This is a genomic window from Vibrio sp. MOR3 (assembly GCF_001557775.1).
Lineage (GTDB): Bacteria > Pseudomonadota > Gammaproteobacteria > Enterobacterales > Vibrionaceae > Vibrio > Vibrio jasicida.
The window spans coordinates 53,821-66,811 of the sequence record NZ_LNRD01000016.1 but is presented as its reverse complement, the minus strand read 5'-3'; the positions used below and the strand labels follow the sequence as shown (position 1 = coordinate 66,811).

Annotated in this window: 15 protein-coding genes; 12 read left to right on the top strand and 3 right to left on the bottom strand. The window is 45.8% G+C overall.

Features of this window, described 5'->3' with window-relative positions; genetic code table 11:
* Positions 1-111: 111 nt before the first annotated feature.
* From ATB76_RS22785 to mgtE, 11 genes are all read left to right on the top strand, one after another.
* The gene (locus tag ATB76_RS22785; RefSeq protein ID WP_038864502.1) at positions 112-1,077 is read left to right on the top strand and encodes a calcium/sodium antiporter; all 966 of its coding nucleotides are present in this window, start codon (positions 112-114) and stop codon (positions 1,075-1,077) included.
* Positions 1,078-1,112: 35 nt separating this feature from the next.
* A complete protein-coding gene (gene kdsD / locus ATB76_RS22780; RefSeq protein ID WP_039975700.1) occupies positions 1,113-2,084 on the top strand; it encodes an arabinose-5-phosphate isomerase KdsD in 972 nt (323 codons plus the stop codon).
* A gap of 90 nt (positions 2,085-2,174) precedes the next feature.
* Positions 2,175-2,738, top strand: coding sequence for an LPS export ABC transporter periplasmic protein LptC (lptC, locus tag ATB76_RS22775; protein ID WP_038864505.1), 564 nt, complete (start codon positions 2,175-2,177; stop codon positions 2,736-2,738).
* The gene (gene lptA / locus ATB76_RS22770; protein WP_038864506.1) at positions 2,719-3,213 is read left to right on the top strand and encodes a lipopolysaccharide transport periplasmic protein LptA; all 495 of its coding nucleotides are present in this window, start codon (positions 2,719-2,721) and stop codon (positions 3,211-3,213) included. The genes lptC and lptA overlap by 20 nt, the downstream gene beginning before the upstream one ends.
* Before the next feature lies 1 nt (position 3,214).
* Complete coding sequence (gene lptB, locus ATB76_RS22765) at positions 3,215-3,940, top strand: LPS export ABC transporter ATP-binding protein (RefSeq protein ID WP_038864508.1); 726 nt, start codon at positions 3,215-3,217, stop codon at positions 3,938-3,940.
* Between the two features lie 50 nt (positions 3,941-3,990).
* The gene (locus ATB76_RS22760; RefSeq protein WP_039975699.1) at positions 3,991-5,457 is read left to right on the top strand and encodes an RNA polymerase factor sigma-54; all 1,467 of its coding nucleotides are present in this window, start codon (positions 3,991-3,993) and stop codon (positions 5,455-5,457) included.
* A gap of 24 nt (positions 5,458-5,481) precedes the next feature.
* Positions 5,482-5,769 carry a ribosome hibernation promoting factor gene (hpf, locus tag ATB76_RS22755; protein WP_038864512.1) on the top strand — a complete coding sequence of 96 codons (288 nt, stop codon included), beginning with the start codon at positions 5,482-5,484 and terminating at the stop codon, positions 5,767-5,769.
* 2 nt (positions 5,770-5,771) lie between these two features.
* Positions 5,772-6,218, top strand: coding sequence for a PTS IIA-like nitrogen regulatory protein PtsN (ptsN, locus tag ATB76_RS22750; RefSeq protein ID WP_038864515.1), 447 nt, complete (start codon positions 5,772-5,774; stop codon positions 6,216-6,218).
* Between the two features lie 14 nt (positions 6,219-6,232).
* Positions 6,233-7,096: an RNase adapter RapZ gene (gene rapZ, locus ATB76_RS22745; RefSeq protein WP_038864517.1), complete on the top strand. Its 864-nt coding sequence runs from the start codon at positions 6,233-6,235 to the stop codon at positions 7,094-7,096.
* A 2-nt stretch (positions 7,097-7,098) separates the two neighbouring features.
* Complete coding sequence (locus tag ATB76_RS22740) at positions 7,099-7,374, top strand: HPr family phosphocarrier protein (protein ID WP_038879700.1); 276 nt, start codon at positions 7,099-7,101, stop codon at positions 7,372-7,374.
* Between the two features lie 166 nt (positions 7,375-7,540).
* A complete protein-coding gene (gene mgtE / locus ATB76_RS22735; protein WP_038864521.1) occupies positions 7,541-8,896 on the top strand; it encodes a magnesium transporter in 1,356 nt (451 codons plus the stop codon).
* An 89-nt stretch (positions 8,897-8,985) separates the two neighbouring features.
* On the opposite strand, the gene pmbA is transcribed toward mgtE, so the two are convergent.
* Complete coding sequence (pmbA, locus tag ATB76_RS22730; RefSeq protein ID WP_038864524.1) at positions 8,986-10,329, bottom strand: metalloprotease PmbA; 1,344 nt, start codon at positions 10,327-10,329, stop codon at positions 8,986-8,988.
* 110 nt (positions 10,330-10,439) lie between these two features.
* On the opposite strand from pmbA, the gene yjgA reads away from it, so the two are divergent.
* A complete protein-coding gene (gene yjgA / locus ATB76_RS22725; protein WP_038864526.1) occupies positions 10,440-10,967 on the top strand; it encodes a ribosome biogenesis factor YjgA in 528 nt (175 codons plus the stop codon).
* A 65-nt stretch (positions 10,968-11,032) separates the two neighbouring features.
* Here yjgA and ATB76_RS22720 read toward each other — a convergent pair whose 3' ends face one another.
* A complete protein-coding gene (locus tag ATB76_RS22720) occupies positions 11,033-11,995 on the bottom strand; it encodes a D-2-hydroxyacid dehydrogenase (RefSeq protein WP_061036145.1) in 963 nt (320 codons plus the stop codon).
* A gap of 32 nt (positions 11,996-12,027) precedes the next feature.
* Positions 12,028-12,780 (bottom strand): bifunctional tRNA pseudouridine(32) synthase/23S rRNA pseudouridine(746) synthase RluA, encoded by a 753-nt coding sequence (gene rluA, locus ATB76_RS22715; RefSeq protein WP_038879703.1) that lies wholly within the window; start codon positions 12,778-12,780, stop codon positions 12,028-12,030.
* Between the last annotated feature and the right edge of the window lie 211 nt (positions 12,781-12,991).

Sequence of the window (12,991 nt, the reverse complement as noted above, 5' to 3'; positions counted from 1 at the left end):
AATTTCGTTACTAACCTTTAATTTATTTGTTGTTTATCTTCCATTTTTGGCTGTGAAAGGTCAAAATTAGCGGTTACTCATTTCACTTATTTTTATTACTTAGGAATCATCATGCTCGAAGCCGTAGCGTTGCTTATCGTCGGTCTTGTTATACTTGTATGGAGTGCAGATAAACTTGTTTTTGGCTCTGCAGCTCTGGCCCGCAACGTCGGTATTTCACCTTTAGTGATCGGCATGACCATTTTGGCGATGGGTTCTTCTGCGCCAGAAATGATGGTTTCTGCAACCGCAGCATGGGACGGTAAAACCGACACAGCTGTCGGTAACGTTCTTGGCTCGAACATCGCCAACATCGCTTTAATTCTTGGTATCACCGCCATCATCAAACCACTTTCCATCAGCTCTGCTGTGGTTCGTCGAGAATTGCCATTGATGATAGCAGTAACCGTGCTGGCTGGTATTTTACTTTGGGATAACCACCTAGGTTTCTACGAAGGCGTATTGCTGTTTGTACTCTTTGCTGCGTTCCTATTTGCCATGTTGCAAATCAGCCGCAAAGAACAAAAAGCGGGTGATGCTTTTGTCGATGAACAAGAATCAGAAGTCCCTGAAGGTGTAAGTAATCCAAAAGCCGTTATGTGGGTTGTGATCGGTCTGATACTTCTACCTTTGGCAGCAAGCATGTTAGTCGACAACGCCGTCATCATTGCAAAACACTTTGGTATGAGTGATCTCGTTATCGGCCTTACTATCATTGCTATCGGCACTAGCCTACCGGAGCTTGCTGCATCTCTAGCGGGCGTTCTAAAGGGCGAAGACGATATGGCTGTGGGTAACATCATCGGTTCAAACGTTTTCAACATTTTGGCGGTAATGGGCCTACCGGGCATCATCAATCCTTCAATGCTAAGTGAATTTGCGATGGGTCGTGACTTTTGGGTTATGCTCGGCGTATCGCTACTGCTTGTGGCAATGTGTCTTGGTAAATCTCGCAGTATCAACCGTTTAGAAGGTTCAATCCTGTTTGTGTGTTTCTTAGGCTACCAAGTGTACCTATTCGCAAACATGGCCGCTTAATAACATAATAAGTAAAGACAAATTGGAGCTCTGATATGTCCACTCAATTTGATTTTCGTGCTGCTGCTAAACAAGTTCTTGATATTGAAGTGACCGCACTTCAACAACTGGACCAGTATTTTGATGCGCAGTTTGAACAAGCTTGCGAATTGATTCTTTCCAATAATGGCAAAGTCGTTGTTATGGGGATGGGCAAATCAGGTCACATTGGCAACAAGATTGCTGCGACCCTTGCAAGTACAGGCACCTCCGCGTTTTTTGTTCACCCTGGTGAAGCTGCGCATGGTGACCTAGGAATGATCAGTGAAGGCGATATCGTCATTGCGATTTCTAACTCTGGTGAGTCTCACGAGATTTTATCTCTATTCCCAGTATTGAAACGTCTGAACATCAAAATTATCAGCATGACAGGCAAGCCTGAGTCGAACATGGCCAAATTGTCGGATATGCATTTGCAAATCACCGTTCCGCAAGAAGCCTGCCCACTTGGTCTTGCACCAACGAGCAGCACAACAGCAACTTTGGTCATGGGCGATGCTCTTGCCGTTGCCCTGCTTCAAGCTCGTGGTTTTTCTGCAGAAGACTTCGCTCTATCACACCCTGGTGGTGCGTTGGGAAGAAAATTGCTGCTCAAGCTGTCTGATATTATGCACTTTGGTAATGCACTACCAAAAGTTGCGCCAGATGCATTGATTCGCGACGCACTTCTTGAGATTTCAGAGAAAGGCTTAGGGATGACCGCGATTGTCGATGAGCACGATGCTATGCTTGGTATATTCACTGATGGTGACTTGCGTCGTACTTTGGATAAACGTATTGATATTCACACCACAGCAATCGGTGAAGTGATGACTCAAAACCCAACAACGGCTCATCCAGAAATGTTAGCTGTCGAGGGTTTGAATCTTATGCAAGATAAAAACATCAATGCTCTGATCTTGTGCGACAACAACAAGATTGTTGGTGCGCTGAATATGCACGATTTGTTGAAAGCGGGTGTGATGTAATCCATCCATCAACAAATGTTTACACAATTTGATTAACAGATTAAGGCAATGGTCAGGGAAGTACTGAGCTAAGATAAAGGCCTTTATTTTATGAGTTTTACTCGCCTTATTTATTTGCTCCTGATCTTCGTTGTCGCATGGTGTGGTTATTATTTGCTGACACCAAAAGGCGATGAAGATATACAGGTTGCACCTAATTTAGAACTGCCTATGTTCAGTGGTACTGGACTAGAAAATATCACTTATGGTGAAAATGGTGTCCGCAGTTACATCATTCGCTCCAACAGCTTGGATCATTACGCCAAGAGTGGAGATACGATTTTTAATAGCCCAACACTGATGGTTTACCGTGAAGGTAGCGTTGTTGAGTGGAAGGTCACTGCAACAAGAGCAGTACTTGATGAAGACCAGATCCTGACGTTATACGACAAAGTTCTCATGCAAAACTTATTGCCTGACGCAAGCTTTGACACCATGGCAACAGACAAGCTGGTCATCAACTTAAGCAATCGTGATTTTAAAGCCGATCAACAAGTAATGTTGGTTGGACCACAATTTGAAACTACCGGAGGCGCAATGCAAGGCAACTTAAAAGCCCACACTGCGACTCTGACAGATGAAGTTCAAGGTCGATATGAAACCGTTACACCTTAGCCTATTGGCATTGGTATTAGCAGCGCCACAAGCGTTGGCACTTAAGTCGGATACGCAACAGCCGGTTTACATTAATTCAGACACCCAGCAGGTGGACATGAAGAGTAACCAGGTGACCTTTAAAGGTGATGTATCTCTTAAGCAAGGTAGCATCAATATCGATGCTGACAGAATTGTTGTAACTCGTGACCCGAAAACGGAAGCGATCAAACAAATTCAAGCATTTGGTAAACCTGCCACTTTCTCTCAATTAATGGACGATGGTAAAACACTCAGTGGTCAAGCTACTGAATTGGATTACCGTATCTCTACTGACGAATTGACCATGAAAGGCCAAGCACAGCTAGCCCAAGACGGTAACACCATCAAGGGCTCATCAATTCGCTACCAAATTGGTCAACAGAAGCTTGTTGCTGACAGCTCGAAGAATGAGCGCGTTACCACCATCCTGCAACCGAACCAAATCGAGAACTAATATGGCAGTACTGAGCGCAAAGAATCTTGCTAAAAGCTACAAGAAACGCAAGGTCGTTACGGACGTGAGCCTCGAAGTCGAGTCTGGTCAAATTGTGGGACTGTTGGGTCCAAACGGCGCAGGTAAAACCACATCGTTTTACATGATTGTCGGCTTGGTACCTCGTGATGAAGGCATCATCACTATCGACGATCAAGACATCAGTATCCTACCGATGCACAGTCGCTCGCGCCTAGGTATCGGCTACTTGCCACAAGAAGCTTCCATATTCCGTAAGTTATCGGTTGAAGACAACATCATGGCCGTCCTAGAAACTCGCCAAGAGTTAACTCGAGAAGAGCGCCAAGATAAGCTTGAAGATTTATTGGAAGAATTCCACATACAGCACATACGCACCAGTGCGGGTATGGCACTATCAGGTGGTGAACGCCGCCGTGTAGAAATCGCTCGTGCATTGGCAGCAAACCCTCAGTTTATTTTGTTGGATGAACCGTTCGCGGGTGTTGACCCAATTTCGGTTAACGACATCAAAAAAATCATTGAACACTTGCGCGATCGCGGTCTTGGTGTGTTAATCACTGACCATAACGTTCGTGAAACCTTGGACGTTTGTGAAAAAGCCTATATCGTAAGTCAAGGACACCTTATTGCTTCAGGAACTCCAGATGAGGTTCTCAATAACGAGCAGGTGAAACAAGTTTATCTCGGTGAACAATTCCGTCTATGATTACATTAGGAACGGTAAGATTCTGAGCATTACAAGGTAAGTAACACTGAATGAAACCTTCATTACAACTCAAGCTAGGTCAACAGTTAGCCATGACGCCGCAGCTACAACAAGCGATTCGTTTGTTGCAATTGTCGACGCTCGACCTTCAACAGGAAATCCAAGAAGCCTTGGACTCCAACCCTTTATTGGAAGTTGAAGAAGGCCAAGAAGAACCTCAAGCAAATGGTGAAGACAAATCAGCACTCGATGCTGCAGACAACAGTGCCAATGAAACTGCCGAGATTGATGTTCCTGATAGCTCAGACGTGATTGAAAAATCTGAAATCAGCTCTGAGCTAGAAATCGACACCACTTGGGACGATGTTTACAGCGCGAACACTGGCAGCACAGGCTTAGCGCTTGATGACGATATGCCGGTCTATCAAGGTGAAACCACTGAATCGCTGCACGATTACCTGATGTGGCAGTTAGACTTAACGCCATTTAGCGAAACCGACCGCACCATCGCGTTAGCCATCATTGATGCGGTTGACGACTACGGTTACCTCACGCTCTCTCCAGAAGAAATTCATGAAAGCTTCGACAACGAAGATGTTGAACTTGATGAAATCGAAGCCGTTCGCAAACGCATTCAACAATTTGACCCCCTTGGCGTTGCCTCTCGCAACCTTCAAGAATGTCTATTACTGCAATTAGCGACCTTCCCAGAAGATACACCGTGGCTCGCTGAAGCGAAAATGGTGCTGAGCGATCATATCGATCATCTTGGTAATCGCGATTACAAGCTCGTCATCAAAGAGACCAAACTGAAAGAAGCAGACCTACGTGAAGTGTTAAAGCTGATTCAGCAATTGGACCCTCGACCTGGCAGCCGTATTACTCCAGATGATACCGAATACGTTATTCCTGACGTTTCCGTTTTTAAAGATCATGGCAAATGGACGGTTTCTATTAATCCTGACAGCATCCCAAAACTAAAAGTAAATCAACAATATGCGCAACTGGGCAAAGGCAACAGTGCCGATAGCCAGTATATTCGCAGCAATTTGCAAGAGGCAAAATGGCTGATTAAGAGCCTAGAAAGCAGAAACGAGACGCTTCTCAAAGTTGCAAGATGTATTGTTGAACATCAACAAGATTTCTTCGAGTATGGTGAAGAAGCCATGAAACCAATGGTACTTAACGATGTAGCATTGGCAGTGGACATGCATGAATCCACGATTTCTCGTGTAACTACACAGAAATTCATGCACACACCACGTGGCATTTTTGAATTGAAGTACTTCTTCTCTAGTCATGTCAGTACAGACAATGGCGGAGAATGTTCGTCCACAGCAATTCGCGCGCTCATCAAAAAGTTGGTCGCAGCGGAAAATACCGCTAAACCATTGAGTGACAGCAAGATTGCTGCTCTTCTGGCTGACCAAGGGATTCAAGTCGCAAGACGTACGATCGCGAAGTATCGTGAATCCTTGGGTATCGCCCCTTCAAGTCAGCGTAAACGCCTACTTTAAGGCACCAACTGAAAAGGAAAGTCTATGCAAATCAATATTCAAGGCCATCACGTTGATCTTACCGATTCAATGCAAGACTATGTTCAATCAAAGTTTCAGAAGCTCGATAGATTCTTCGACCATATAAACCAAATACAAGTTGTACTAAAAGTTGAAAAACTTAACCAAATCGCGGAAGCTACGCTTCACATAAATCAGGGCGAAATCCACGCGTCATCGAATGACGAAAGTATGTATGCAGCAATTGATTCGCTGGTGGATAAATTAGTTCGTCAACTTAACAAGCACAAAGAAAAACTAAACAGTCATTAATCATGCAATTGAGCGAGATACTGTCACTGGACTGCACCAAAAGTGCAGTCCATTGTACAAGTAAGAAACGAGCCCTAGAGATGATCAGCCAAATTGTTGCTGAAAACACGGGCCAAGATTCAACCGAACTGTTTGAGTGTATGCTCAGCAGAGAAAAGATGGGTAGTACGGGTATCGGCAACGGTATTGCTATCCCTCACGCAAGAATGTCATCCAGCGATAAAGCCATTGCCGTATTACTTCAATGTGATGAAGCGATTGAGTTTGATGCGATCGACAACCGACCTGTAGACCTTCTCTTTGCGCTTCTGGTTCCAGAAGAACAGTGCAAAGAACACCTCAAAACACTATCCTCTATGGCTGAACGCTTGAGCGACAAGCAAGTGTTAAAAATGCTGCGCAAAGCTCAGAGCGATGAAGAACTCTACGACATTATGATTCATCAGTAATCGAGGCGATCACCATGCGATTAATTGTTGTTAGCGGGCACTCCGGTGCCGGGAAGAGTGTTGCCCTGCGCGTACTTGAGGACTTAGGGTATTACTGCGTAGACAACCTACCAGTTAACTTGCTTGATGCGTTTGTAAAGTCGGTATCCGACAGTAAACAGAACGTTGCCGTAAGTATCGATATTCGAAATATCCCAAAGAAACTCAAAGAGCTGAACACCACTCTCGAAAAACTCAAAACTGAGTTAGACGTAACGGTGCTGTTCTTAGATGCGAACAAAGAGACCTTACTCAAACGCTACAGCGAAACCAGACGGATCCATCCGCTGTCGCTTGGCGCTCAATCCTTATCTCTTGATCAAGCCATTGAGTTAGAACACGAGATACTGATGCCCTTAAAAGCACACGCGGACTTAGTGCTCAACAGCAGTGGTCAATCCCTGCATGACTTGAGCGAAACCGTACGTATGCGCGTTGAAGGGCGAGATCGAAAAGATCTGGTGATGGTATTCGAATCCTTCGGTTTCAAATATGGACTACCCTCTGATGCCGATTACGTGTTTGATGTGCGCTTCTTGCCAAACCCGCATTGGGAACCAGCATTGCGCCCTCTTACAGGTCTAGATGCCCCGATTGGAGCCTTCCTAGAGCAACATCAATCTGTACTCGATCTTAAGTATCAAATTGAAAGTTTTATCGAGACTTGGTTGCCTCTGCTAGAAAAAAACAATCGCAGTTACTTAACTGTCGCGATTGGTTGTACTGGTGGTAAACATCGCTCAGTGTATCTAACGCAAAAAATTGGTGAGTTCTTCGCTGACAAAGGCCATCAGGTACAAATTCGCCACACTTCATTGGAAAAAAACGTTAAGGAATAACGGTGGAATTAAGTCGTAAGGTATTGATCCAAAACCGCTTAGGGCTTCACGCTCGCGCCGCGGTAAAACTGGTCGAACTGGCACAAAGCTACGATGCGATCATTACGATCGACAACGAAGAAGATAAAACAGCCACCGCTGATAGCGTTATGGGGCTATTAATGCTTGAGTCCGCCCAAGGGCAATACGTGACGATCCACGCCACTGGCGATCAATCAGAGCAAGCCCTTGATGCGGTTTGTCATTTGATTGAAGATAAGTTTGATGAAGGCGAGTGATTCACTCGCTTTTTTATTTTTAACACCCAAATATTCCACATCGCTTCCCCTTCCTACTTAAATTCCGATAAATAATTTTGTCGACTTTCATAAGTTGTTATTAAAAGGTGCCTAGAATTAAGTTATTATTCAAAGCATTGTAAATATCAGGAATTAGGGGGAATGAATGGCAGAGCAAATAGAATTCGACCAAGCTCACCAAGCCCTCCAAGAAGTCACAGAAGCGCTGGAAAACGGCCGCTTTGTCCATGTTCGTCGCCAATTGCAGGACATGGAACCTGAGGATATCGCCCATCTTTTAGAAGCCTCTCCACGTAAAAGTCGTGAAGTACTCTGGCAACTGACTGACCCAGAAGACTACGGTGAGATTCTTGACGAGCTAAACGAAGACGTCAAAGACAGTCTCGTGTCCAAAATGGCCCCAGAAGCGCTTGCAGAAGCGACGGAAGGCATGGACACTGATGATGTGGCTTACGTACTGCGTAGCTTGCCTGACGACGTCTCACGTGAAGTTCTATCCCAGATGGACACCGCTGACCGTCAACGAGTCGAAACGGCGCTATCCTACCCTGAGGATACCGCTGGCGGATTGATGAACACCGACGTAATCACCATTCGTGGTGATGTGGATGTGGACGTTGTCCTGCGCTACTTACGCATGAAAGGCGAACTGCCAGAAGCAACCGATGCGTTATACGTCATTGATGATGATAGTAAGCTGATTGGTGAACTGCCGATTACCACACTGATTACCACTCAACCTGATGTCAAAGTCAGTGCTGTGATGGAAGATGCCGACGATGCAATTACCGTAGATACCAGTGACTCTGATGTTGCTAGTCTATTTGAACGTCGTAACTGGGTATCTGCACCTGTGGTTGATGAAAACCAACATCTGGTTGGTCGTATCACCATCGATGACGTGGTCGATGTTATCCGTGAAGATGCCGAACACTCAATGATGAGTATGGCGGGTATGGATGACGATGAAGATACCTTCGCACCTGTCGTAAAATCCGCTCGTAAGCGCAGTATTTGGCTCGGTGCCAATGTACTTGCAGCGCTAGCGGCGGCCTCAGTATCCAACATGTTTGAAGCAACACTAGAGCAAATGGCAGCTATCGCCGTCTTGATGACCATTGTTCCATCGATGGGTGGCGTTGCGGGTAACCAAACGGTCGCTCTGGTGATCCGCGGTTTAGCGCTTGGTCATATTGGTGATTCAAACAAACGAGAACTATTGCTGAAGGAAGCAGCTATCGGCTTACTTAACGGCATCATGTGGGCACTGATCATCGGCGGTATCGTGGTTGCTTGGAAAGGAAACTGGATGCTTGGCGGTATCATCTCCGCGGCCATGTTGACCAACCTTTTTGTAGCAGGTGTTGCCGGCGTAACCATCCCTATTCTACTCAAGAAAATGAACATCGACCCAGCCTTGGCTGGCGGTATGGCACTGACCACGGTCACTGACGTGATTGGCTTGTCAGTCTTCTTAGGCCTCGCGACCCTGCTGATTTAATCTCATGTCATAAACTGCCATGAACAAGCCATAAAAAAGCCTGATGCGTACATCAGGCTTTTTTGCATCTAGCGGTTAGCGGGGTGATATTATTCGCCCGCCACCTTCATGGTATCAAGCAAGATAGAGCCGGTTTGGATTTGAGAACGCGTTTCCACATCACTACCCACGGCAACAATTTGGTTGAACATGTCTTTTAGGTTACCCGCAATGGTAATTTCTGATACTGGGTATTGGATTTCACCATTCTCTACCCAGAAGCCAGCAGCACCACGAGAGTAATCACCTGTCACGACGTTCACGCCTTGGCCCATGGTTTCAGTTACCAGTAAACCTGTGCCAAGTTCTTTCAGCATTTGCTCGAAACTTTGTCCCGTCGACTTCACGTACCAGTTGTGGATACCACCAGCATGGCCAGTTGGGTCCATTTTCATTTTACGAGCCGCATAACTCGTTAGCAGGTAAGTCGCGAGTACACCATCGGTGATGATTTCACGATCTTGCGTGTACACACCTTCACTATCAAATGGACTAGAAGCTAGGCCACGTAAGACATGTGGACGCTCTGAAATATTGAACCATTCTGGAAGTACTTGCTTGCCGAGGTGATCAAGTAAGAAAGAGGATTTACGGTACAGGTTACCACCGCTGATTGCCATCACTAGGTGGCCAATCAAACCTGTCGCTACGTCCGCAGCAAACATGACTGGGTACTTACCCGTTTTCAGCTTTTGAGCGTCTAAGCGACTGATGGTTTTTTCTGCGGCACTGCGGCCAACTACTTCAGGAGCCCAAAGGTCGTCACGATGGCGAGCAACGGTGTAGCTGTAGTCACGCTCCATCTCACCATTTTTGCCTACACCAATCACACAACAGCTGGTGCTGTGGCGACTTGACGCGTAGCTTGCCAACAAGCCATGGCTGTTACCGTACACTTTGACGCCGTAATGACTGTCATAGCTCGCACCATCGCTTTGCTTAATCGCATCGCTGTAGTTAAGTGCTTCTTTTTCAGCGGCAATCGCAACTTGTGCTGCGTAATCTGGATCGGGTGCGTCTGGGTGGAAAAGGTCTAAATCAGGCACCTCTTTCACCATATATTCTTTCGGAGCTGGGCCCGCGAATGGATCTTCTGATGTGTATTGAGCGATGTCTAATGCTGCTAACACCGTTTGCTCGATAGCCGCTTCGCTCAAATCGGATGTGGAAGCACTGCCTTTACGTTGGCCACGGTAAACGGTAATACCCAGTGCGCCGTCGCTGTTGAATTCAACGTTTTCCACGTCACCCATGCGAGTGGAAACACTCAAACCCGTGCTCTTGGTAATTGCGACTTCAGCGGCATCAGACTTCGCCGCAGCGATTTCTAGTGCACGTGAAACGGCTTGTTCTAGCTCGGTACGTTGCTCAGCAACCTGCTGTTTAATATCCATTGTCTTTCACATCATGTATTCGATGTACAATAGAATAACAAGAATTTCGCTTTCTCCCCACGATTCTTGTTAAAATAGTCATAATATTAATCAAAACACAGGCAACTGAAATGGCACGTAAGAATCAAAAAGCGCCATGGGAACCAGAAGAAGAGATCATCTGGGTAAGTAAATCCGAGATGAAGCGCGACATGGAAGAGCTGCAAAAGCTTGGCGAAGAGCTTGTCGGCCTTAAGCCAGCAGCTCTCGAAAAGTTTCCATTGAGCGAAGACCTACGCGAAGCAATTGCTGATGCGCAGCGCTTTAAAAACGAAGCACGCCGTCGTCAACTGCAACGTATCGGTAAGTTAATGCGTTACGAAGATCCAGAGCCAATCCAAGCGGCACTAGACAAAGTTCGCAACAAACACTCGCAAGCAACAGCGGCACTACACAAGCTTGAAGCGCTGCGTGATCGTGTAGTCGAAGAGGGCGACAAAGCAATTGATGACGTTATGGAGCTTTATCCAGAAGCAGACCGTCAACGTCTACGCCAACTTGCTCGCCAAGCAGCGAAAGAGAAGAAGGCCGGTAAACCAGCAAAATCTTACCGTGAAATTTTCCAAATTCTAAAAGCCTTGAACGAAGAAGAAATCTAATTCAATGCTTAAGAACGCAAAAAGCAGACCTTTGTGTCTGCTTTTTTTATGCCTATTTTCTAGTATTACGCTAGACGATTGAGGTTCTCACCACGATCAAACGCGTTAATATTCTCAATTAAAATCTCAGCTAAACGCTGTATCGAAGAATCACTTCCCCACGCAACATGCGGCGTTAGTAGCAAGTTAGGCAAATGCATATTCGCAATCAACGGGTTGCTTTCATCAGCGGGTTCTTGGGTAAAGACATCAAACCCAGCCCCAGCAATCTCACCTTGCTTTAACCCATCGACCAAAGCTTGCTCATCCACCAAGCCGCCACGTCCGGTATTAATCAAAATAGACGTTGGCTTCATCTGCTTAAGTTCCGCTTCACCAATCAAATTATGTGTCTCATCATTCAATGGACAATGTAGCGTGATGGCGTCCGCTTGATCCAACATCTCGGTAAAAGAAACATAGCCTTCTCGGCACTCTGTTACACCTTTACGTTCTGCAAACAACACATTCATACCCAATGCTTTTGCCAATTGTGCCGTTGCTTGACCTAATGCGCCGCTGCCAAGCACACCTAAGGTGCTGCCTGCAACATCTCCAATCGGATGCGTAAAGAAACAGAACTGCTTGTTGCGCTGCCATTCGCCAGCAGCGATATCTTGGTGATAACCAAACAAGTTACGACGCAAAGCAAACAGCATCGCGATAACGTGTTCTGGCACAGAGCGGGTCGCATAGCCACGCACGTTGGTAACCGCGATGTTGTGCTCGGCGCAATAGTTTACATCGACGTTATTAAAGCCCGTTGCCGCGACGGCAATCATCTTGAGGTGAGGAAGTTGAATGAGAACAGATTGGTCGAGCACCACCTTGTTGCTGATCACGATATCCGCATCAGCAAGACGCTCAACAACTTGCTCAGAAGAAGTCAGATCGTATTCCACCCAATCATGGGCAAAGCTTGGACGAGGTATTTGAATTTGGGCTGGGATGGTCGCTCGGTCGAGGAAGACCACTTTAGGCAGTGACATAACAACTCCTTGTTCACTGCCTAAAGATGAATTTATGGACGTGGCAGTGTTTTGTAATCTGGTAATTTACGCGCTGGGTTGAAATAGTCAAAGATCATCTCTTCCGCTTCTAGGTAAAAATCACAAGGAACAAAAATACTGCGCAACCAATCGGTTTTCGGGTGATAAAAGCTCAGCTCTGCGGCGTGCAACTCTAGACGTTCAGAGAAGGCTTTTGCTTCTTCTGTTGCGTAAAACTCATCACCCACAATTGGGTGACCTAACGCTTGCATATGAACACGCAATTGGTGTGAGCGGCCTGTAATCGGCAATAAACGCACAATCGTCGTCTTTGAACCATCAGGGTGTTCTTCTCGCTTCGCTACTTGGAAGATCGTCCTAGAGGGTTTGCCATCTTCAAAGCATACTTTCTGCAGAGGACGATTCGGCCAATCACAAATCAAAGGCAGATCGATCTCGCCCTCTTCTTGTTCAATATGGCCCCAAACACGTGCGTAGTAGATTTTATGCGTCAATCGGTATTGAAACTGTTTTTTTAACGCACTTTCTGCACGCTTGTTTTTAGCAAGAACCATTAAGCCAGAAGTGCACATATCTAAACGATGCACGACTTGAATGTCTGGATATTGCTCGGTTAAGCGACTCCACATGCTGTCATAGTGCTCAGCAAGACGCCCCGGCACAGAAAGCAAACCAGATGGCTTGTTTACCGCCAAAATTTGCTCATCTTCAAAAACGACATCAATCCAAGGGTCGGTTGGTGGATTGTACTCAAGCATTGCCATGGGCAGGATCTCTACAGAATAAAAACGCGCTGATTATACCCAAGAGATGCAAAGATGCATGCAGAAAAATCGCTTAAACCCTGCCTCTTTTTACCATCGATATAACTTTTAGAAATAACAAAAGCAACCAAGTCAATAACGAAGAAAAAAATTAAAAAAATCACTTCGTAAATATAAATTGACAAGCTGAGCGGTAATGTTATTTATAAGC